This window comes from Gordonia jacobaea, from assembly GCF_001186365.1.
In the GTDB taxonomy this organism is placed as follows: domain Bacteria; phylum Actinomycetota; class Actinomycetes; order Mycobacteriales; family Mycobacteriaceae; genus Gordonia; species Gordonia jacobaea.
On sequence record NZ_LDTZ01000022.1, the window covers coordinates 81055 to 102292 of the forward strand.

The 21238-nt window shown below is 66.3% G+C and carries 23 protein-coding genes and 1 tRNA gene; 10 read left to right on the top strand and 14 right to left on the bottom strand.

Annotation, left to right across the window (positions count from 1 at the left end; translation table 11 throughout):
- Positions 1–48 precede the first annotated feature (48 nt).
- The gene (locus tag ABW18_RS18990) at positions 49–456 is read right to left on the bottom strand and encodes a DUF7144 family membrane protein (protein ID WP_049700560.1); all 408 of its coding nucleotides are present in this window, start codon (positions 454–456) and stop codon (positions 49–51) included.
- A gap of 317 nt (positions 457–773) precedes the next feature.
- Here ABW18_RS18990 and ABW18_RS18995 point away from each other — a divergent pair.
- Positions 774–847 (top strand) — tRNA-Pro (locus tag ABW18_RS18995).
- Positions 848–992: 145 nt separating this feature from the next.
- Here ABW18_RS18995 and ABW18_RS19000 read toward each other — a convergent pair.
- Complete coding sequence (locus ABW18_RS19000; protein ID WP_200903287.1) at positions 993–2039, bottom strand: metallophosphoesterase; 1047 nt, start codon at positions 2037–2039, stop codon at positions 993–995.
- Positions 2040–2179: 140 nt separating this feature from the next.
- On the bottom strand, positions 2180–4633 hold the full coding sequence (locus ABW18_RS19005; RefSeq protein WP_049700639.1) for a penicillin-binding protein: 2454 nt from the start codon (positions 4631–4633) through the stop codon (positions 2180–2182).
- Between the two features lie 431 nt (positions 4634–5064).
- Between ABW18_RS19005 and ABW18_RS19010 the strand changes: the two genes are divergently transcribed.
- Complete coding sequence (locus tag ABW18_RS19010) at positions 5065–5376, top strand: WhiB family transcriptional regulator (protein WP_049700561.1); 312 nt, start codon at positions 5065–5067, stop codon at positions 5374–5376.
- A gap of 13 nt (positions 5377–5389) precedes the next feature.
- Here the strand turns inward: ABW18_RS19010 and ABW18_RS19015 are convergent, their stop codons facing one another.
- From ABW18_RS19015 to bagA, 4 genes are all read right to left on the bottom strand, one after another.
- Positions 5390–5722, bottom strand: a complete 333-nt coding sequence (locus tag ABW18_RS19015; protein ID WP_049700562.1) for an alpha/beta fold hydrolase — start codon at positions 5720–5722, stop codon at positions 5390–5392.
- 66 nt (positions 5723–5788) lie between these two features.
- Positions 5789–6202, bottom strand: a complete 414-nt coding sequence (locus tag ABW18_RS19020) for an alpha/beta fold hydrolase (RefSeq protein ID WP_049700563.1) — start codon at positions 6200–6202, stop codon at positions 5789–5791.
- Positions 6203–6209: 7 nt separating this feature from the next.
- Positions 6210–7319, bottom strand: coding sequence for an ArsA family ATPase (gene bagB, locus ABW18_RS19025; RefSeq protein ID WP_049700564.1), 1110 nt, complete (start codon positions 7317–7319; stop codon positions 6210–6212).
- Positions 7319–8362 (bottom strand): ATPase BagA, encoded by a 1044-nt coding sequence (gene bagA, locus ABW18_RS19030; RefSeq protein ID WP_049700565.1) that lies wholly within the window; start codon positions 8360–8362, stop codon positions 7319–7321. Before bagA ends, bagB begins: the two co-directional genes overlap by 1 nt.
- 43 nt (positions 8363–8405) lie before the next feature.
- Between bagA and ABW18_RS22795 the strand changes: the two genes are divergently transcribed.
- The 4 genes from ABW18_RS22795 (at position 8406) to ABW18_RS19045 (ending at position 10804) form a co-directional block, all read left to right on the top strand.
- A complete protein-coding gene (locus ABW18_RS22795; protein WP_005208255.1) occupies positions 8406–8570 on the top strand; it encodes a Sp36 family protein in 165 nt (54 codons plus the stop codon).
- A gap of 10 nt (positions 8571–8580) precedes the next feature.
- Positions 8581–9057, top strand: a complete 477-nt coding sequence (locus ABW18_RS19035) for a RidA family protein (protein ID WP_049700566.1) — start codon at positions 8581–8583, stop codon at positions 9055–9057.
- A gap of 13 nt (positions 9058–9070) precedes the next feature.
- Positions 9071–9835: a sulfite exporter TauE/SafE family protein gene (locus ABW18_RS19040; protein ID WP_049700567.1), complete on the top strand. Its 765-nt coding sequence runs from the start codon at positions 9071–9073 to the stop codon at positions 9833–9835.
- Positions 9836–9904: 69 nt separating this feature from the next.
- Positions 9905–10804, top strand: coding sequence for an MBL fold metallo-hydrolase (locus tag ABW18_RS19045; protein ID WP_235434451.1), 900 nt, complete (start codon positions 9905–9907; stop codon positions 10802–10804).
- A gap of 6 nt (positions 10805–10810) precedes the next feature.
- Here ABW18_RS19045 and ABW18_RS19050 read toward each other — a convergent pair whose 3' ends face one another.
- Positions 10811–11485 (bottom strand): Crp/Fnr family transcriptional regulator, encoded by a 675-nt coding sequence (locus ABW18_RS19050; RefSeq protein WP_005171581.1) that lies wholly within the window; start codon positions 11483–11485, stop codon positions 10811–10813.
- A 237-nt stretch (positions 11486–11722) separates the two neighbouring features.
- The gene (locus ABW18_RS19055; protein WP_005171585.1) at positions 11723–11935 is read right to left on the bottom strand and encodes a hypothetical protein; all 213 of its coding nucleotides are present in this window, start codon (positions 11933–11935) and stop codon (positions 11723–11725) included.
- A 99-nt stretch (positions 11936–12034) separates the two neighbouring features.
- Between ABW18_RS19055 and nth the strand changes: the two genes are divergently transcribed.
- From nth to ABW18_RS19075, 4 genes are read left to right on the top strand one after another with little or no spacing between them, the layout of a single operon-like run.
- Positions 12035–12811: an endonuclease III gene (nth, locus tag ABW18_RS19060; RefSeq protein ID WP_197494473.1), complete on the top strand. Its 777-nt coding sequence runs from the start codon at positions 12035–12037 to the stop codon at positions 12809–12811.
- On the top strand, positions 12811–13557 hold the full coding sequence (locus ABW18_RS19065; protein WP_049700568.1) for a TlpA family protein disulfide reductase: 747 nt from the start codon (positions 12811–12813) through the stop codon (positions 13555–13557). The genes nth and ABW18_RS19065 overlap by 1 nt, the downstream gene beginning before the upstream one ends.
- The gene (locus ABW18_RS19070; RefSeq protein WP_049700569.1) at positions 13554–14405 is read left to right on the top strand and encodes an NUDIX hydrolase; all 852 of its coding nucleotides are present in this window, start codon (positions 13554–13556) and stop codon (positions 14403–14405) included. Before ABW18_RS19065 ends, ABW18_RS19070 begins: the two co-directional genes overlap by 4 nt.
- Positions 14402–15604 (top strand): MarP family serine protease, encoded by a 1203-nt coding sequence (locus tag ABW18_RS19075; RefSeq protein WP_049700570.1) that lies wholly within the window; start codon positions 14402–14404, stop codon positions 15602–15604. The genes ABW18_RS19070 and ABW18_RS19075 overlap by 4 nt, the downstream gene beginning before the upstream one ends.
- A 76-nt stretch (positions 15605–15680) precedes the next feature.
- Here ABW18_RS19075 and ABW18_RS19080 read toward each other — a convergent pair whose 3' ends face one another.
- The 5 genes from ABW18_RS19080 to acs form a co-directional block, all read right to left on the bottom strand.
- The gene (locus ABW18_RS19080; RefSeq protein WP_049700571.1) at positions 15681–16643 is read right to left on the bottom strand and encodes an alpha/beta fold hydrolase; all 963 of its coding nucleotides are present in this window, start codon (positions 16641–16643) and stop codon (positions 15681–15683) included.
- A 3-nt stretch (positions 16644–16646) separates the two neighbouring features.
- The gene (locus ABW18_RS19085) at positions 16647–17171 is read right to left on the bottom strand and encodes a phage holin family protein (RefSeq protein WP_049700572.1); all 525 of its coding nucleotides are present in this window, start codon (positions 17169–17171) and stop codon (positions 16647–16649) included.
- A gap of 105 nt (positions 17172–17276) precedes the next feature.
- The gene (locus ABW18_RS19090) at positions 17277–18299 is read right to left on the bottom strand and encodes a MerR family transcriptional regulator (protein WP_235434452.1); all 1023 of its coding nucleotides are present in this window, start codon (positions 18297–18299) and stop codon (positions 17277–17279) included.
- A complete protein-coding gene (locus tag ABW18_RS19095) occupies positions 18262–18918 on the bottom strand; it encodes a HEAT repeat domain-containing protein (RefSeq protein ID WP_049700643.1) in 657 nt (218 codons plus the stop codon). Before ABW18_RS19095 ends, ABW18_RS19090 begins: the two co-directional genes overlap by 38 nt.
- 194 nt (positions 18919–19112) lie before the next feature.
- Positions 19113–21065 (bottom strand): acetate--CoA ligase, encoded by a 1953-nt coding sequence (gene acs, locus ABW18_RS19100; protein ID WP_049700573.1) that lies wholly within the window; start codon positions 21063–21065, stop codon positions 19113–19115.
- Positions 21066–21238: the final 173 nt, after the last annotated feature.

The following is a 21238-nucleotide window of genomic DNA, read 5'->3' on the forward strand; positions in this document are numbered from 1 at the left end:
AGGGCTCGCCCGCTTTGTCGTGAGTTGGCAGGTCAGGGAGTCAGCGTGTCAGACGACGTCGGGTTGCCAGGTGGACACGGCCCAGATGACAACGATGTCGAGGACGATGATCAGGATCGCCCACCACGGGTTGTAGGGCAGCCAGAGGAACTGCGCGATGATCGAGAGGGACGCGATGATGATCGCCGAGACTCGGGCCCATCCGGAGCCGACCGCCAGGCCGCCCGCGACGATGATCGCGATGATGCCGATGATCAGATGAATCCAGCCCCACGTGGTGAGGTTGAACTTGTAGATGTAGTCGGGAGTGGCGACATAGAGGTTGTCGCCCGCGATCGCGGAGATTCCGGCGAAGACGCCGACGATGCCCGCCACGAACAGAAGTGCAGCGGCCACGACGGTGATTCCGAATGCGGTGCCTTGTTTCGCCTCGTACTTCTCGAACTCACTACTCATGTGCCCGTACCTTTCGCATTGTCGATTCTGATGAATTGGTCGCGCTGGTCGAGAGGTGATTGTTCTGGTTCGGACACTAGTGACCACAGGGGCAGATGTGTCCTTTTTGTGTGGTAGTGATGCCAAACCTTGTCTCAGAATGCGTTGTTCTGAGTCCTTCGGCGATCGCGGTGGTCGGATTGTGTTCCCGTGATTCCCGTTGCTCGCGTCGGAGTTCGCGCTGTGCGGTCGCCTGTTCGCGTTGGCTGCAATCGACACTCTGACCAGGCGATTTAGTAGCTGGGCGGTCGCGGGGGTAAGCTATCGCAGGTTGCACACGGGGTGTGGCGCAGCTTGGTAGCGCGCTTCGTTCGGGACGAAGAGGTCGTGGGTTCGAATCCCGCCACCCCGACAACGGATCTGGTTGAACCCGATCCGACAAAGCTTCTTGTGGTTGAGAAGTAGTAGCAGGCCCTGACCCGGAGTGATCCAGGTCAGGGCCTCCTCGTTTCTATGGGGCTATCGCGTTTTTCTGCGGGGCTGTCCGCCTCGAGCCGTCAGCTCGTCTCGGAGGCCAGCTGCGGCAGCGAGTGGTCTTCGTCGAATTCGGCGTCGCCGTGTGAGACCGGAGTGAGGGTCAGCAGGCTGGCCTCGGGGCGGCAGCAGAACCGCGCGGGCGCCCACGGTGAGGTGCCGAGTCCGGCGCTGACGTGCAACTTCATCGACGTGCCCCAATTCGACGGTCCCTTGACGCGGGAACGGTCGAGGTGGCAGTTGGTGACAATGGCCCCGATGCCGGGCAGGCAGAGCTGTCCGCCGTGCGTGTGGCCGGCCATCACGAGGTCGTAGCCGTCGTCGGCGAAGCGGTCGAGGACGCGCGGCTCGGGCGAGTGCGTCAATCCCAGGCGCAGGTGCGCGAGTGGGTTGGGGCGCCCTGCGATGGTGTCGTAGCGGTCGCGCTCGATGTGCGGGTCGTCGACGCCCGAAGCGACGACGCGGACCCCGGACACCTCGAGCTCGCGTACGGAGTGCGTCGCGTCGAGCCAGCCGCGCTCGATGAACGCCGCGCGCAGATCCTGCCAGGGCAGCGGGGTGCCGTGGGTGCGCTCGTGATCGGTCTTGAAGTACTTCAGCGGGTTCTTGGGGCTCGGACCGAAGTAGTCGTTGGAACCGAACACGAAAAGCCCTGGGCGCGAAAGCAATCCACCAAGCGACTGGATCACGGCAGGCACCGCGCCGGGGTGGGCGAGGTTGTCGCCCGTGTTGACGACGAGGTCAGGTTCGAGCGACTCGAGCTCAGACACCCACGCCTGCTTGAGGCGCTGGTTGGGCGTCATGTGGAGATCGCTGATGTGCAGGACGCGCAGCGGTGCGGCGCCCGGTTCGAGGACCGACATGGTGGCGTGGCGCAACGTGAAGGCGTTGCGCTCGATCACCGTCGAATAGAAGAGTCCGCCCGCGGCGAGGCCCGCCGCTGCGCCGACCGCACGCGCGGTGCGGTGCGACGCCAGTTGCTCACGGAACAGCCCCGAAGGAGTGGACGACGCGATAGACGAGATTGCGGCCCGCACCCGTAATGCGGCATCCGAGTGGACATCAGACATTCACCCAGGATACGCGCCACGGTGGTCGGCCAACCACCTCAACAGCACGCCTCGGCGAGCGCTCCGGCGAACTCACCCCTCCGGCGTCAAAGCCGGGTAGCCCACCCTCCGGCGTCAGCGGGGCAGCCCACCCTCCGGCGTCAGCCGGGAAGCTGGATCACCACGGGACCGACGCCCGGTACCTGCACCGTGGTCTGCGTCGGGCCGGGGCTGTCGCCGCTGTCGTTCTTTCTGCCGTTGCTCACGTAGATCGTGACGGTGCTGCCGGGCATCGCCGAGTCGGACGGCGCTGTGAACACCACCGTGCCCTGCTGCCTGCCGCTGTCGACCTCGAGCTGGTTCACCTTGAAGCCCGCTTCTTGCAGCCGCGACGTCGCGTCGCTGGCGGGCAGTCCCGTGACCTGCGGTATCCGACCGCTGTTGTTGCCGTTCATGTAGCGCGGGTCGGCGGGTGGGAGGCTGACCGGACCGAACTTCGTCGCGATCGGGGTGAGTGCCGAGTACCACGTCCGAGCGGGTTCCATGCCGCCGTAGATGTCGCCCTCGCCGCACAGCCGTGCCGGTCCGGAGCAGACACCCGACGGGTTGGGGCCGTCGGAGTAGACGTAGGTGGCCGCAGCCATCTGGTTGGTGAACCCGACGAACGCTGCCGAGCGGTGTGCTTCCGTCGTACCGGTCTTGCCCGACATCGGAAGGTTCCAGCCCGATGCGCCTGCCGCGCCCGCGGACGTGCCGCCGCCCCTGTCGTCCTGGCTCATCAGATTGGCCATCGTGTTGGCCATACCGGGTTCGACGACCCGTTCACAGCCGGGCGGATTGAACGCGACCGGAGTGGTCGCGGGCTTGCCGTCGGGGTCCAGGACCGGGTTGCCGTACTGGTCGCGCTTGATCTTGCTGATCGACTTGATCGGGTTCGGTGGGCACCACATGCCGCCCGAGCCGAGGGTCGCGGCGACGTTCGAGAGCTCCATGGCGTTGACCGGCCAGGGGCCGAGGGTGAACGAACCGAGATTGCCGTCCTTGACGTACTGCGCGATGCTCTTGTCGCCGAAGCCCGATGAGCCGGGCACCGTGTACGAACGCATGCCGAGGCGGACGGCCATATCGACCGCGGGCTTCACGCCGACCTGCTGCAGCAACTTGACGAAGGCCGTGTTGGGCGACAGTGCAAGTGCCTGCGTGATCGACATCGACGCCGGGTACTTACCGTCGTTCTTGACGCAGTAGAAGTTGACGGGGCAACCGAAGGCTCCGCCGCTGTCGCCCATGCCCTCGACCGCGATGCTGCCGGGAACCGGGATGTTGGAGTTGCCCGGCAGACCCTTCTCGAGGCCCGCGGCGACGGTGAAGATCTTGAAGACCGAGCCCGCGCCGTCGCCGACCAGCGAGAAGGGTTGCGGCTGCACTGTCTGCGACGCGTTGGCGTTGAGTCCGTAATTGCGGCTCGATGCCATCGACAGGACGTCGTGCGAGCGGGTGCCCGGCCGGATCACGCTCATGACAGCGGCGACACCGTCGGCGTCGGGGCTGACGTTGGCTTGCGCCGACCGCACGCTGTTGCGTTGCACCTCGGGGTTGAGAGTGGTCTGGATGATGTAGCCACCGCGGGTGACCGACGATCGCGACATGCCGTTCTCGGCCAGGAACTGCAGTGCGTAGTCGCAGAAGAAGCCGTTGTTGTCGGCGCCGATGCAGCCCTGGACGGGCGTTCGCGGCTGGGGAAGAACACCGAGCGGAGCTTTCTTGGCTGCCTCGAGCTCTGCGCGCCGCTCGGGGAAGTTGACGATCATCGTGTCGAGGACGGTGTTGCGTCTCTCGGTCGCCGCCTCGGGATTGCTGTACGGATTGAGTGCAGAACTCGACTGCACCATGCCTGCGAGCAGCGCCGATTCGCCGACGTCCAGATCCTTGGCGCTCTTGCCGAAGTACGTTTGTGCCGCAGCCTCGATGCCGTAAGCGTTGTTGCCGAACGGCACCACGTTGAGGTAGCGGGTGACGATCTGCTTCTTCGCCTCCTGCTTGGCGGCGGCGTCGTCTAGTCCCTTTCGTTTCGCCTCGTCGCGAAGCGACTGTTCCATCGTGAGTGCCATGCGCACCTCACGCAGCTTGCGCGCGGGCGTCGTCTCGATGGCTGCCTGGCGGTCGGCTTCGGTGCGGGCGAGCACGAGGAGTTGGTAATTCTTGATGTACTGCTGATCCAGCGTCGATGCACCCTGCTGCACTTCGCCCGACGACGAGTTCTTGAGGAATGCGCGGATCGTGCCCTTCCAGTCGACGCCGTCGTGCTCGAGGAAGCGTCTGTCCTCGATCGAGATGATCGCGCGGATCATGTCGGGGGAGATGTCGTTGTATCCGACCTGGTACCTGTACTGGTCGAAGAGTCGCGCGATGGGTGTCCCCGCCGCGTCGGTCATCGTCGTGACCTCTGGCAGCGTTCCGCTGAGTAACTCCGACGAGACGTTCTCTACTGCCGACGCCGCGCGGTTCGACGCGATACCCACGCCGCTGGCCGCGGGATAGAGGAATCCGGCAACGAGCACGCCGGCCAGCACGCATGCCCCTGCGAGCGACCACAGCTTCTTCGACTTCGGCACATCGGACAGGATACGTGTGATTTCTGAGACAACCGCGTGGCCCGCCGATGAGGTGCCCGACGGTCTGCTCCGGCGCGCAACGTCGGCCTGAATCCGCACCCGGCGCGTCGAGTCGATGGGGTCTTTGTCGGCGGTTTTGTCTGTTTCCCTGCGAGTTTGCACGGTTGTGCCAGTTTTCTCCGGTTCAGGGGTTGCGGACGCATGCACAGATCCTTAGATTGAGTGCAGAATGTGACTCACATAACAACGGAGACCAGAAGTGGTACGGGCATCTACGAATGGTCGACCGCCGCGGAATCGGTGACGTGGTGTGGGAGGCGAGCATTCGCCGGCAACGACGCAGGGTCGTTGTGCCGGGCACGGGTCGCGCACAGCGCGCAACGACAAGGGGCGCGCACAGCGCGCAACGACAAAAAGACAGGGGTCGGCTCATGGCGACAGCGGCGGTATCGACCAACGAAACTCGACTGACGTGGGTGGCACGGGCGCGTTGCCGTGGCGAGGATCCCGATGAACTCTTCGTTCGTGGAGCGGCTCAGCGGAAAGCCGCAGTCATCTGCCGCCACTGCCCGGTGCAACTCGAATGCGGAGCCGACGCTCTCGACAACCGCGTCGAGTTCGGAGTGTGGGGTGGCATGACCGAACGTCAGCGTCGTGCGTTGTTGCGTCAGCACCCCGAGGTGACCTCGTGGGCAGAGTTCTTCGCTGCCCAGCGCCGACGCCGCGAGGTATCCGTCGGCTGATCTCGCCCCGGGTTCAACCCCAGGGTGAACGGGGAAACCCGTTGCGCAGGAATGAGATCAGCAGTGCATTGAGTGCGTCGGGTTGCTCAGCGGGCACCATGTGACTGCCCGGCAGTACTGCCAGACGTGCATGCGGGAGTGCGGCTACGACAGCCGAACTGTGATCGAGTGTCACCTCGTCGCGGTCTCCCTGCAGAACCATCGTCGGAGTCATGATCGACGTCAACGAGTTCAGATCTATCCGCGGTTCCGTGGCGAACAGGTGCTTCATCTTCGCGTCGAACGTCGTGAAATGGTCGGCGCCGTCGGGCGAAAGCGCAGCGTACTGCGACCGCAGGCCCGCCATCGCGCTCCCGGAATCGAGAAGCTCGGTCAGCGGGCTGTCGGCAACCTTGCCGTCGTCGTTGTAGTACTAGCCGATCAACACCATGCGCGTGATCTTCTCGGCGCGATCGCGCGCCGCCAATAAAGCGACAGCGGCGCCGTCACTCCAGCCGACGAGATGTGCGGGACCCTCGACGTGACGCTCGAGGTAGGCGACCGTGTCGTCGGCCATCGCCTGATACGTGATCGGGCCATCGACGTCGGGCGTGCGCGCGTGCCCCCGACGTTCGGGGACGTGCACGCGGAATCCGGCCTCGACCAACACCGGCGCGGTGAGCGCCCACGACGACGCCCCGCCGTACCCTCCGTGCAGCAGGGCGACGGCCGGTCCACTCCCCGCGACCTCGTGCCATTCGCGGTGACCTGCGACGTCGACGTAGGAGCCGTCGAATCCGCGGAGCGTGGCGGTCGGCCGCGTGCGTGCTCGCCGACGTTGCGCCATCAGATGTTCAGCCCCTGCCGGTGATCTCTTCCGCGACGGCGTGCAGCGCGTCGAGGTCGGCGACCTCGAACGGCAGCGACGGAACGCCGACGATCGGGACCGTCGGGTGCGACGCGGTAAATCGTTGCAGGAGGTGCAGTTCGCGCTTGCCGGTGGCCGCGCGCGCGGCGTGCAGTCTCAGCACGCCCTCGGTGAGGTCGTCGGAGACTCGTTCCAGAGCGACGTGGGCAGCTTCTTCGGAGATGCTCGTCAGGTTGGGGTGTGTGCGGTTGAGGATCAAGCCCGCCAGGGGCATCGACTCCTCGCTGAGACGGTCGACGAAGAACGCGGCCTCGCGCAGGGCGTCGGGTTCGGCCGCCGCGACCACCGCGAACCGGGTGCCGGGTTGTTTGAGCAGCTCGTAGGTGCGCAGTGCGCGCTCCTGGAAGCCGCCGAACATCGAATCCAGCGATTGCACGAATGTCGCGACGTCGCGCAGCATGTCGCCGCCGATGATCGTCGACACACCTCGCATCGCGAGGCTCATCGCGCCGGTGACCATGCGCCCGACGCCGCGTCCGCCGCCGACGAGCACCTTCATCAGGCGTCCCGACAGGAACGACCCGAGGCGTTGCGGGGCGTCGAGGAAGTCGAGTGCATTGCGCGACGGTGGCGTGTCGACGACGATGAGGTCCCAGCGATCCTGCTCGAGCAGCTTGCCGAGCTTCTCCATCGCCATGTACTCCTGCGTGCCGGAGAACGACGACGCGACGGTCTGATAGAAGGAGTTCTCCATGATCGCCGCCGCGCGCTCGGGCGTCGAATGTTCGAGCACCATGTCGTCGAAGGTGCGTCGCATGTCGAGCATCATCGCGTCGAGCGAACCGGAGCCGTCTGCGGTGACCGGTGAGACGGTGACCGGCTGAGGGTCGTTGGTCAGCTCGGTCATGCCGAGCGACTGCGCGAGGCGTCGAGCGGGGTCGATGGTGAGAACCGCGACGTTGCGGCCGTGCTTGGCGGCGTACACAGCCATCGCGGCGGCGGTGGTCGTCTTGCCGACACCGCCTGCGCCACAACAGATCACGACGCGGGTCTCCGGATCGGTGAGAACGGAGCCCATCTTGAGGTCGAGCGGCATCACGCACCGGCTTTCTGCAGCAGGTTGGCCAATTCGTAGAGCGAGCCGAGGTCGATGCCCTCGTCGAGCAGCGGTAACTCGAGTGTCGGCACCTCGACCTCGTCGAGCTGAGCCTTGGCGACCTGCTGGGCCTGCAGGCGCGTCGCGTGCTCGATGCTCTCGGTGAGCAGACCCGCGAGGTCGGCCTCGGAGACCGGCATCTGCGCGTCGGCGAGACTCGACGCGATCCTCGGGGCGTCGATGACTCCCTCGGCGATCGCGTCGATCTCATCGGCAGGGAGATAGACGGGACTGACCTTGTTGATGATGAGCGTGCCGACGTTGACGTCCTTGGACCGCAGGTCGTCGACGGCCTCGACGGTTTCCTGGATGGGCATCGCCTCGAGAAGTGTCACCAGGTGGACGACGGTCTCTTCGGAGTGCAGCAGCCGGGCGACGCCGTCGCTCTGATTGCGGATCGGTCCGGTCTTCGCCAGATCGGCCATCGCGGTGGTGACGTCGAGGAAGTTGCCGATCCGGCCGGTCGGCGGGGCGTCGACGACGACGGCGTCGTACACGCGGTTGCCCGCCTTGTCGGTGTGGATGATCCGCTCTTTGATCTTGCCGGTGAGCAGCACGTCACGGAGGCCGGGCGCGACCGTCGTGACGAAGTCGATTGCGCCGATGCGCTTCATCGCGCGCCCGGCGAATCCCAGGTTGTAGAACATGTCGAGGTATTCGAGCAGCGCGTGTTCGATGTCGATGGCGAGCGCCCACACCTCGCCGCCCCCCTCTGCGGTGGCGATGCGGGTGTCGTTCGGCGGGAGGGGCGGGATGTCGAAGAGCTGCGCGATTCCCTGACGTCCCTCGCACTCGACGAGAAGCACCCGTTTGCCGTCGGCTGCCAGCGCCAACGCCAGGGCTGCTGCGACGGTTGTCTTGCCGGTTCCGCCCTTGCCGGAGACAAAGTGCAGGCGCGCACGTGAAGCGCTGTCCGGCCAGGTGTTCTCGGCTTCGTCGGCGGTGCCTGGCAGTGTCTCCCCGTCGGCTGTTTTGTCGGCCACAGGTTCACCTTAGATGCTGGGTGTCTCGGGATAGGGTGGGTCCATGACTGAAGTGACCGCCTGGGAGTACGCGACGGTGCCGCTGCTGACGCACGCCACGAAACAGATCCTCGACACCTGGGGTGCCGACGGATGGGAACTGGTCAGCGTGCTGCCCGGTCCGACCGGCGAACAACACGTGGCATATCTCAAGCGACCCAAGGGCTGAGGAGCGTTCCATGAGCTGGAGTGAACGACTTCCGCAGATCGGCATCGTCCTGCCTCCCGCAGCCAAGCCGGTGGCCAATTACGTTCCGGCCGTGCGCATCGGGAACCTGGTCTACACGTCGGGGCAGTTGCCGTTCGTGTCGGGCAAACTCGAGTTCCGGGGGAAGGTCCATGAGGGTGCCGACGGCACCGTCACCCCGGAACAGGCGGTCAGTGCTGCCAGGCAGTGCACGCTCAACGCGTTGTCGGCGATCGACGCGCTCGTCGGCCTCGACGCGATCACGCGCATCGTGAAGGTGACCGGATACGTCGCCTCCGGTCCGGGTTTCTCCGGCCAGCCGCAGGTGCTCAACGGGGCGTCGGATCTGCTCGCCGACATCTTCGGCGAAGCCGGTGTCCACGCGCGTTCTGCCGTCGGCGTTGCCGAACTGCCGTTGGCGTCGCCCGTCGAGGTCGAGCTGATCGTCGAGGTCACGCCCGAGTCGTGATACCCACCGACTGGTGAGTCTCGACGTTGTAGTCCTCTTCGTCGCGGCCGTCGCCGCGGGTTGGGTCGACGCCGTCGTCGGCGGTGGCGGGCTGATCATGATCCCGGCGTTGCTGATCACCAACCCCGGACTGGCGCCGGCGACGGCGCTCGGGACCAACAAGCTGATGGCGATTTTCGGGACGTCGTCGGCCGCGTGGCGCTACTCGCGTCGGGTACCGATGGACCTTCGACGCCTCGCCCCGGTCTTCGCCTGTGCGGTCGTCTTCTCCGCTCTGGGTGCGCTCGTCGCGGGTCTGCTGCCCGCCGACGTCTTCACCCCGATCGTGCTGGTCTTGCTGGTCGCCGTTGGTCTGTTCGTCGCTCTCAACCCGCGCTTCGGCTCCCACGAGATGACGGGAAAGTCGCGCCGGTCGATCATTCTCGGGCTGGCGATCTGCGGTGTCGTCATCGCGTTTTACGACGGCGTGCTCGGACCTGGCACCGGCACGTTCCTGATCATCACGCTGACGGCGCTCGTCGGCACGAGCTTTCTGGAGAGTTCCGCGATGGCCAAGGTCATCAACACCGGAACCAACCTCGGCGCGCTCGCGGTGTTCGCGGCGCAGGGGAACGTGATGTGGCTGCTCGGCCTGGCACTGGCCATCGGAAACATCGCGGGCGCGCAATTGGGTTCGCACATGGCGCTCGGGCGGGGGAGCTCGTTCGTGCGGTGGGTGCTGCTCGCGGTCGTCGTCGTGATGGTCGCGAAGCTCGGCTTCGACATGTGGAGCAAGTAGGGAGCAGCGGTCGGTCGTCGTGGGTGGGCGGCCACATGCGGCCGATGTGAGCCGCATTACGCTGTGTGCATGACGAGTCCAGGCGATCGTGACGACCTCGCCACCACCGCATCCGACGCCACCACCGCATCCGACGCCTCCGGCACGCCCGACGCCGAAACCGATTCGGGCGTATCGCATCCCGCGTACGGGGTGCTGCGTGAGGTGACGCCGTTCGCGTCGGTTCTGTTGTGCGAGAACCCCGGAATGATGGAGCTCGACGGCACCAACACGTGGGTGCTGCGTGCCCCGGGAAGTGACGAGTGCGTCGTCGTCGATCCCGGGCCACGCAAGCACAAGAAGCATGTCAAGCGCATCGCAGAGCAACCGGGGATCGCGCTGACGCTGATCACGCATCGGCACGGCGACCACACCGGAGCAATCACGGCGTTGCACAAGCACACCGGCGTGGCGACGCGGGCGCGGCTTGCCGAACACTCGCGTGGCGCAGCACCTCTCGCCGACCGCGAGGTCATCGAGATCGCCGGGCTGAAGATCACCGTGCTGCACACGCCGGGCCACACCGGCGATTCGGTGAGCTTTCTCGTCGAGTGGGAGGACCAGCGCGCGGTTCTCACCGGCGACACCATCCTCGGAAGTGGCACCACCGTGCTGGATCCCAGCGACGGCACGCTGCGCGATTACCTCAACTCGTTGAACCGGTTGATCGTCGAAGGTGAGGGCGCGGCACTTCTACCTGCGCACGGCCCCGACCATCCCGATCTCGGTCCCGTTGCGCGGTACTACAAGAAGCACCGTGAGGATCGGCTCGACCAGATCGTCGCCGCACTCGACGACATGGGTGTCTCGGCGAAGAAGGCGAAGCCCATGAAGGTGGTCCGCAAGGTCTACGCCGACGTCGACAAGAAGCTCTGGCCTGCCGCACGTATGTCGGTCAAGGCGCAGTTGGAGTACTTGAAGGCGACGTAGGAAGAACTAGCGCGCGCGGCGTGCGAGGCGCTCGGAGTCGGCGATCAGGACGCTCTTGCCCTCGAGGCGCAGCCAGCCGCGCTGTGCGAAGTCGGCGAGAGCCTTGTTCACGGTCTCGCGGGATGCGCCGACGAGCTGGGCGATCTCTTCCTGGGTCAGGTCGTGGGTGACGCGCAGTGCGCCGCCCTCCTGGGTGCCGAAACGCTGTGCGAGCTGCAGGAGCTGCTTGGCAACGCGTCCGGGAACGTCGGTGAAGATCAGGTCGGCGAGGTTGTTGTTGGTGCGACGCAGGCGTCGGGCCAACACGCGGAGCAACTGCTCTGCGATCTCGGGGCGATCCTTGATCCAGGCGCGCAGCGCGTCGCGGTCCATCGACACTGCGCGGACCTCGGTGACCGTGGTGGCCGACGACGTGCGCGGGCCCGGGTCGAAGATGGAGAGCTCGCCGAACATGTCCGACGGTCCCATGATGGTCAGCAGGTTCTCGCGTCCGTCGGGTGAGCGTCGTCCGACCTTCACCTTGCCCGACAGGATGATGTAGAGGCGGTCTCCTGGCTCTCCCTCATGGAAGATCACGTGTCCACGCGGAAAATCCACGGGCTGTAGTTGCTTGGTCAGCGCCGCGACAGCGGAGGGCTCCACACCCTGGAAAATTCCCGCCCGCGCCAGTACTTCCTCCACCTAAGGAACCTTTCTCATCGGCCGCGTGAACGACACACGCACTCAGCAACGCTACTCTCGCCCTGAAGCATATGTGTTGGATGGGTCACTAGCGCCACTTTGGGGCCGTGTTGCGCGTGCTGAATTGATGTTCCGGCGGGGCCGTGTGAATCGTGGAGATCGCCCTACGAGGGCGTGATCATCGGATGGTCGACGACGTCGACGTGGTTCGCCACATGTGTCGGACGAGGGTTGCGCTCAGCTCGCGCGACGCTCGCGCAGCTCGTCGAGCGCTGCCGGAAAACCGTCCCTGGCCAGCGTGTCCACATGTTGTGACTCGGCTGATTGCAGAAACTCCTCGACGTTGTCGCGGGAGACGCTGAGCCGGTCCGTGTGGTGCTGAACCTTCTCCATCGCGAGTGCGAAGAGCATCAACACAGCAGGGAAGAGCAGTGCGGCGAGTCCTTGCATACCGATCAGTAAACACCGACCGCCGACGAGGCTCATAACTGGAATCGTCGCCTTCACTGACTTGTTATCAAGCCGTCGCCACCGACCTGGTCGGAGTCGATGGCTAACCTGAATCGTGTGAGTGCACGTAAGACGGCTGCGGGAGCCAGGACAGAAACCCATCTCGGACTGGTTCGCCGTGCACGCCGCATGAACCGTGAACTCAAGGTCGAGTTCCCGCATGTGTACTGCGAATTGGACTTCACCAACCCGCTCGAATTGTCGGTCGCGACCATCCTGTCGGCGCAGTGCACCGACGTCCGCGTGAACCAGGTGACGCCCGCGCTGTTCGCCAAATACCGCACCGCCGACGACTACGCGGGTGCTGATCGCACCGAACTCGAGGAGATGATCCGCTCGACCGGCTTCTACCGGAACAAGGCCAACTCGATCATCGGGCTCGGGCAGGCACTCGTCGAACGTTTCGACTCCACGGTGCCCCACACCCTGAAAGAGCTGGTCAGCCTTCCCGGATTCGGCCGCAAGACCGCCAACGTCGTGCTCGGCAACGCCTTCGACATCCCTGGCATCACCGTCGACACCCACTTCTCGCGTCTCGTGCAGAGATGGGGGTGGACCACCGAAACCGATCCGGTCAAGATCGAGCACGCCGTCGGCGAGCTCTTCGAGCGCAAGGAATGGACCAACCTCTCGCATCGCGTGATCTTCCACGGAAGGCGCGTGTGCCATGCGCGCAAGCCCGCGTGCGGCGTCTGTGTGCTCGCCAAGGACTGTCCGTCCGTCGGACTCGGTCCGATGGACAAAGCAGAGGCCGCGAAGCTTGTGAAGGGGCCGGAAACCGACCACATCCTCGAACTCGCAGGGATCTCCGCGTAGTGGGCACATCCGCGACGACATCGGGACCCGACGCCCCGACCCCGCACGACGACCCACCGCCGCAGCGTCGAGGCAACCGTTTTCCGTCCTCACTGCGCTGGACCCTGGTGTTCTTCGTCGTCATGGTCGCGTTGATCGTCGCCATCTGGCCGCGCGATTCGGGATCGTCGAACAACCTCGGCAGCCCGACCGACAACTCAGGCGTCGCGGCGGTCCCCGACGCGAAGGTCGACGACGCCACGCTCGCCAAGGCCCGTGCCGACGCCGCCGTCGAACCCTGCCCGAACAACGGCTTGCCCGAATCGAGTGGCGCAGTGCTCGCGGGGGTCGTCGCGCCGTGTCTGGCGACCGGGAGTGCTTACAACCTCGGCGCAGGAACCGCCGGAAAGCCCGTGCTCATCAATATGTGGGCGGTGTGGTGCCTGCCGTGTCGGCGCGAACTACCGGTACTCGCCGAGTACGCGCGGCGCGCGGGCGATCGGGTTACGGTGCTCACCGTGCATGCCGAACAGGGCGCGGGGAATCCGTTCGCGGTCTTGACGTTCCTGCGCGAGGTCGGCGTCCATCTCCCGACGGTCCTCGATGTCGACGGCAAGGTCGCGGCGGCACTTCGGGCACCGCGAGTCTTCCCATCGACCATCCTGCTCCGACCCGACGGGACCATCGCCACAACACTTCCCAAGGAGTTCGGCAGCGTCGACGAGGTTGCCGACGCCGTGCGCGACGCCACCGGTGTCGCCACGTGACGCGCACCGATCAGCCGTCGCAGGAGCCGCACGTCGGGCAACTTGTCGACACAGCGAAGGTTCCTCCGTGGTTGCGGCAGCTCACCGGCAATGTCTCGGCCGTGACCGACAGCGTGCTCGATCGTGGTGGCGACCGCTCTCGCTGGGCGTCGATGCTGCGTCGCGACCGACGCGCGGCGTCGGTGCTGATCCTGTTCTCCGGCTCGTGGGATGCCGACCCCGACTATCCGGGCGGGCTGCCCGCCGACGCGGAGGTGCTGCTCACCGAGCGCGCCCCGACGTTGCGGCAGCACAGCGGGCAGGTGGCTTTCCCCGGCGGCTCGTTCGATCCGGGCGACGACTATCCGGTCGGTACCGCACTGCGCGAAGCGACCGAGGAGACCGGACTCGAGGCGAGCAGTGTCGACGTCCTCGCGAATCTGCCGAGCTTTCCCGTGCCGGTGTCGAATTTCGAGGTGACCCCGGTTGTCGCGCACTGGCGTGAACCGGGGCCGGTCGACGTCGTCGACTCCGCGGAGACGTCGCGGGTTGTGCGGGTGAACCTGCGGGAGATGTTGGCAGCGCAGAACCGTTTTCAGGTGCAGCGGTCGGTGCTCGGTGCGCGCGCCTATCGCGGTCCAGCGTTCTTCGTCGACGGACTTCTGGTGTGGGGCTTCACCGGCGGGCTCATCGCGGCGATCAGCGACGCGTCGGGGTGGGACGTCCCGTGGAACCACGACGACGTCCGGCCGCTCGAAGAGGCGATAGCTCGGGCGGGATCGCCTCAGCTGAGCGGATTTCCGTCGCTGAGCCGCGCTGTCGACCACGGTGACGGTGATGCCGAGACGTCCGAGGATGCAGCTCGGTGAGCGGGTCGACGTGGGTTGACGTGATCGTCATCGCGCTCGCATTGCTGGCTGCGCTGAGTGGATGGCGACAGGGCGCGGTGGCGTCGGGGCTGGCGGTCGTCGGCGTGATACTCGGCGCGATTGCCGGCATTTTGATTGCGCCACATGTGCTTTCGCGGATCGATGATCGGAGTATGCGACTCGTAGTAGGGGTCGCGCTGCTGGTGGTGTTGGTCATCATCGGCGAGACGTCGGGCATGGTGCTCGGGCGCGCGGCCCGCGGCGGGATCAGGTCGACGGCGCTGCGGCACGTCGACAGCGTGATCGGGTTGATGCTGCAGGTGGTCGCGGTATTGGTCGCGGCCTGGTTGCTGGCGATTCCGCTCGGACGCGCGTCGTCGCCCGAGATCGCAAGCGCGGTACGCGGATCCACGATCCTGGGTGGCGTCGATTCATTCGCCCCGACGTGGCTGCGGGATTTCCCGACCCGCGAGCTCGGACCGATGCTCGACGATTCGGGTCTACCCCAGGTGATCGGCCCGTTCGTGCAGACTCCGGTCGCGAACGTCGGCCCGCCCGACACATCGCTCGAGGATTCCGCCGTGGTTTCGCGGGTGCGGCCGAGCGTCGTGAAGATCGAGGGTGTCGCCCCGAGCTGCCAGCAGGCGCTGGAGGGCAGCGGATTCGTCGTGTCGGCCGAGCGGGTCATGACCAACGCGCACGTCGTCGCGGGCACCCGCAGACTGACGGTGCAGACCGTTGGCGGCGACTCGCTTGCCGCGAAAGTGGTGCTCTTCGACAGCCGCAACGACATCGCGGTCCTCGACGTCCCCGGATTGCGCGTCAGCGCACTGCAATTCGACGACTCGTCGGCGAAGCCGGGAGCCGACGCCATCGTGCTCGGCTACCCCGAGGCCGGGCCGTTCACGTCGACCGCGGTGCGCGTGCGCGAGACGATCAACCTGTCGGGGCCGGACATCTATCGGACCGACCAGGTGCTGCGCGAGGTGTACACGGTGCGCGGCACCATCCGGCAGGGCAATTCCGGCGGACCGATGATCTCTCCGGACGGCGATGTGCTCGGCGTCGTCTTCGGTGCCGCCGAGGACACCGCCGACGACACCGGCTTCGTACTCACCGCCAAGCAGGTGAAGTCCGACCTCGACGCCTCCGAGCGCCGCACCGCCCGCGTGAGCACGGGCCAGTGCGTGCATTCCTGACACACACTCGACCGTAGGAAGCGCACAGTCGACGGGTTTTGCGGTCGAGCGTGCGCTCGAGAGCGTCGACTGTGCGCTAGTCGTCGCGGTCGGTGTGGGCGAGAAGGTCGCCCAGCAGCTTGCTGACCTCGGCGGGCCGCTCCTGGTGGGCGAAGTGGCCGCTGCCGGGGATGGGGCGGTAGTCGAAGTCCGAGGCCCATTCGGCGCTGGCACCGACTGATTCGTCGGTGATGTAGGGATCGTCGACGCCGCGCACCGCGAGGACCGGGATGGACAACTGCTTCTCCATGAGGTCCATGAAGCGGACGCCGTCGGGTCGGAATTGCGACCGGAACACCCAGCGCTGGTACTCGAGGCTGCAGTGTGCGGCTCCGGGTATCTGGATCGCGGATCGGTTCTTGTCGACGGTGTCGGTGTAGTCGTCGGTGTCCTGCCATCCGAGGCCCGACCGCTCGGCGAAGTACTCGCCGATGAACGCGCCGTTGTGTCTGGTCAGTCGTCGTTCGGCCATGCGCGGCACCTGATTGCTCAAGAAGTTGCCGAGGAACGACGACCGCTGCTCGGCGTCGCGCAACACGTCGCGCCGCAGAACCCGCGGATGGGGTGAGGAGATGACCGCGATCGCGCGCACGGCGCGGGGGTGCAGCGTTGCGGTTGCCCAGCATGCCAACCCGCCGTCGGCATGGCCGATGAGCGTCGCGGACGTATGTCCGAGTGCACGGACGAGTCCGTTGGTGTCGCCAGCCAGCGTCCACCCGTCGTATCCGCGTGGGGGCTTGTCGCTGTCGCCGTAGCCGCGCAGATCCACCGCGACAGCGCGGTACCCAGCCTCGGTCAGGTCGGCCAGTTGGTGCCGCCAGCTCCACCAGAACTCACCGAAGCCGTGAAGCAGTAGCGCGAGCGGGCGGTCGGGACTCGGCGACGACGTGGTTGGACCGTCGGCTTCGACAGCGTGGAACCGCACCCCGTTGGCGCGAACGTCGAGATGACGCCAGGGCCCGGCGAACCGGACACTGGACGGGTCGGGGGCTGCGGCCAAATCTCAGGCCTCGCGTGCGGGCGGTATCGCGGGATGACTACCGCCGTGCCCGATCGCCGCGTCGTCGTGGCGGCCCGGCAGCACGTTCTGCACTTCCTTGACGCTGCTGATCGTCTTCTTCGGACCGCGGACCCTCTTGAACACGAGGTAACCGACGAACGCTGCGATCAGCGTGATGAAAACGAGGATCGCGAACACGATCAGGAACGCGAGCCAGCGCGACACCCAGTTGTCGAGCAGTTCGGCGAGGAAGAAGAAGAAAAAGAAGCTCGCGTACAGAGCCATCACGCCCGCCACGATCAGCAGAGCGGTACCGGCACCCGCCTTCTTCGCGTCGTCGACCAACTCCGCCTTGGCCAGCGCGACCTCGGACCGGAACAGCGTCGAGACGCTCGCGGTGGCGTTCTTGACCAGGCTTCCGACGCTTGCCTCGCCGGACGAGTCGCGGTCGGCGTCACTCAGCGGGATCGACGGTGTCTTCCCCCCTGCGTTGCGGTAGTCGGACCGGCCGGACTCGTTTCCACTCACAGCATCCTCCGTCTTTGGCGTTCTCCTGCCATATGTTGCCATGCGCCGGTCTCCGCGGTCGTGCCCGCCGCCACGTCGACGTGGCGTGTGGTGCGTGCCGCCCGATCATGAGCGGTGTTGTCGCAGCGTGGCGAGTGCGGCCACTGCGGGATCGTGGTCGGCGATGTGCGCGTCGAGGATGTGCGCGGCTACCTCGCCCGGCAGGTCGACGAGTGCCTGGGCGAGTCTGCTGCGCGCTCGCGAATCGAGATTGTCGCTGTCGAGGAGTCGGCCGAGTTCTGTCGCGATGTCGTCGGCGGTATCGACGGCGTGCGCGAGATCGCGGAGCGTATCGGCCGCGTCGACGTCGTGACTGCCGTCGACGATCATGTCGATCAGCCGCGGAATCATGTCGGCGTGACCTCGTGATCCGAGGACGAGTGTCACGGCATCGGCGACGGCGCGGTCGGAGTCGTCGAGTGCTCGCCGCAGGAGTTCGTCGGCCGTGTCGGTGCCCAGCTTCGAGATCGCCGACACCGCGCGGCGTCGAATCTCAGGGTCTGCGGAGTCGAGGCCAGAGCCGAGAGCAGCCTCGGCGGCGGGATCTGCGGCACTGGCGAGCGCCCAGACGAGGGTGCCGGCGACATTCGTATCGGGCTCGGCCAGAACGGCTTTCGCGAGTGCTTCCGGTGAGAGTCGTCCGTCGCGCGCGGTCAGCGCGGCCCGCTGGCGTAGGGCCGCGGAGTCGGAGTCGAGATCGTGGAGCAGTTTCACCGAGTTCAGCACGTCCTCCCAGTCGGTGGGCGCGGCGTCGGCGATGCGGGTCAGGAGCGTGAGCAACTCGGTCTCGCGCGAGATTCGTTGGCGCGTCTGCGCGATGAGCTCGTCGACCATGTCTGCGGGCTCTGCGGTCCCCGGGGTGTCCAGCAGCGTTTTGATGCCCGCCAGCGGCACACCGAGCGCGCGGAGCCCGACGACGCGGAACAGCCGCGCGATGTCGTCGGGGGAGTAGTCGCGGTATCCGCCCGTCGTGCGGGTCGCGGGTCGCACCAGGCCGAGCCGGTCGTAGTGCCGCAGCATCCGGACGCTGACGCCCGAATGCCGCGACACCTCACCGATCAGCATCGTCGACGCGGACGGGTGCACCACGCAGTGTCAGTGCGCGCCGTGCCTGCTCGACCGCGTCGGCGAAGTCGCCGTCCGGGTCGTTCATCAGGTGCCGGGTGGCGTCGGCGTGAATGCGCACCGCTTCGGAGTCGCTCGCGCTCGCCGTGTCGACAACGGAAGTTGCCGACTCGCCGAGTGCGCTTAGCGCACGGCTGAGACTGCGCTGCACCTCCCGGTCGCCGCGGCCGAGCTCTGCGGCCAGGGCGGCTGCGAGATCGGCGACCTCTTCATCGGGAACGAGCGCGACCGCCGTCCGCCACGCGGTTCGGGCCACGTCGTCGTCCGGATCGTGCAGTAGGTCCGTGACGTGCCGATAGACACTGCGATCGCCGATCTTCGACAGCGTGTGCAACGCCTGACTGCGCGCCTGCGCCGACGTCGAATCCAACTGCGCCAGTACTCGGGGCACCGTCGCTGACGGCGGTGTCCGGGTGAGCGCCCAGGTCAGCATGTCGCGGACGAAGAAGTCGGGTTCAACGCCGCTGCGGTGTACCAGAGTGTCGACCAGCGCCGGATCGGGTTCGGTCCCCGCCGCCAGTGCCGCCCGCAGCCGTATCGACGAATCCGGCGCCGACAGCGCGTCGATAAGTGTCTGAGTCATCGTGATCACCTCCGCGACCCAGTCAAAACCCTGTCACCGTGTCAGGGTCAAGAGCAAGACCGCCTTGAGATGGGATCGCCAGACGCAGCTCGCCCGTTTTCAGTCATTTTTTCGTCGGCTGTCGACCCCGACCTGGGCTTTTGCCGGTCGGCGCCGCGCCGAATGACTGAAAACGGGCGAACAGTACGTGCGGATCAGCCTTTTCGGCTGCGAATCGCCTCGAACACCGATGGGTCGACCAGCGTCGAGGTGTCGCCGAGCTCGCGGCCCTCGGCGACGTCCTTGAGGAGACGTCGCATGATCTTGCCCGAACGGGTCTTGGGCAGTTCGGGCACCACGTTGATCTCACGCGGCTTGGCGATCGGGGAGATCTCCACCGACACCTGCTCGCGGAGCTCCTTGACCAGCTGATCTCCGGTGTTCTCGACACCTTCGCGCAGGATCACGAACGCGACGATGCCCTGCCCGGTGGTCTCGTCGGCGGCTCCGATCACGGCGGCCTCCGCGACACCGGAGTGTCCGACCAGCGCCGACTCGACCTCCGCGGTGGAGATGCGGTGGCCGGAGATGTTCATGACGTCGTCGACTCGGCCGAGGACCCAGAGCGCGCCGTCGTCGTCGTAGCGGGCGCCGTCGCCCGCGAAGTACCAACCCTGCTCGGCAAATCGCGACCAGTAGGTGTCGCGGTAACGCTCGTCGTCGCCCCAGATGCCGCGAAGCATCGACGGCCACGGCTGGTCGAGGACCAGGTAGCCCTGCTCGCCCGCTCCGACGGGTTGGCCGTTGTCGTCGACGATCTTGGCCGAGATGCCGGGCAGCGGTCCCATCGCCGAACCGGGCTTGGTCGCGGTGACACCCGGTAGCGGCGAGATCATGATGGCGCCGGTCTCGGTCTGCCACCAGGTGTCGACGATGGGTGCCGAGTCGGCCCCGATGACCTCACGGAACCACTTCCACGCCTCGGGATTGATGGGTTCGCCGACGCTGCCGAGAAGTCGGATGGAGCTCAGGTCGTGGGCGTCGGGGATCTGGCGTCCCCACTTCATGAACGTACGGATCAGCGTCGGGGCGATGTAATAGGTTGTGACACCGTACTTTTCGATGATCTCGAAGTGGCGGTGCTCGTTGGGGGAGTTGGGGGTTCCCTCGTAGACCACCTCGGTCGCGCCGTTGGAGAGCGGCCCGTAGACGAGATACGAGTGGCCGGTGACCCAGCCGATGTCGGCGCCGCACCAGAAGACGTCGCGGCCTTCCTTGTGGTCGAAGACGTAGTGGAAGGTGTAGCTGGCCTGGGTCAGGTAGCCGCCCGAGGTGTGCACGATGCCCTTGGGCTTACCGGTGGTGCCCGACGTGTAGAGCAGGAACAGCGGGTGCTCGGCGTCGAAGGCTTCTGGTTCGTGATGAGTCGACGACTCGTCGACGGTGTCCTCCCACCACACGTCGCGACCTTCGACCCAGTTCAGATCGGGATCGTGGTTGGTACGACGCACGACGAGGACCTTCTCGACGGACTTCGCGGCGTCGTCGCCGGTGCCGAGTGCCTCGTCGACGGCGGTCTTGAGAGGTGCGGGCTTGCCGCGGCGGAACTGGCCGTCGGTGGTGATGACGAGTTTGGCCTCGGCGTCGTCGACGCGGGACCGCAGCGCGCCCGCGGAGAATCCGGCGAACACCACCGAGTGGGTCAGGCCGAGGCGTGCGCACGCGAGCATCGAGACGAGCGCCTCGGGAACCATCGGCATATAGATGGCGACGCGGTCGCCGGGGACCAGGCCGATCGAGGCGAAGTAGTTGGCCGCCTTGGACACCTCGTCCTTGAGCTGGCTGTAGGTGAGGTCACGCGAGTCGCCGGGTTCGCCGACCCAATGGATCGCGACGCGGTCGCCCTTGCCCGCGGCGACGTGGCGGTCGACGCAGTTGACCGCCACGTTGAGTTTGCCTCCGACGAACCACTTCGCGAATGGCGCGTCCGACCAGTCGAGGACCTGGTCGAAATCGGTGTCCCAATCCAGGCGCCTGCCCTGCTCCGCCCAGAACTCGAGGCGGTCGGCGTCGGCGTGGTCGTAGAGCGCGGCGGTGCCGTTCGCCTGCGCGACGAATTCGGGCGTCGGCGGATACACCTGTGCGGTGGGGTGTGCAGCTGTGGACATCTCTGAGCAGGGCCTTTCACTCTCGGTGTGCATTCACGCGACTCCACCCGCAGTGAGGTGGGGCGTGCCGGGGTCTCATTGTGAGGGTAGTCACGTTGGGGTGGCGTTGCAGTCGCCGGGGGACTGGCGGCACAGCTCGCGCGCCGAGCTGTCGATCGGGTGCGACGAACGGT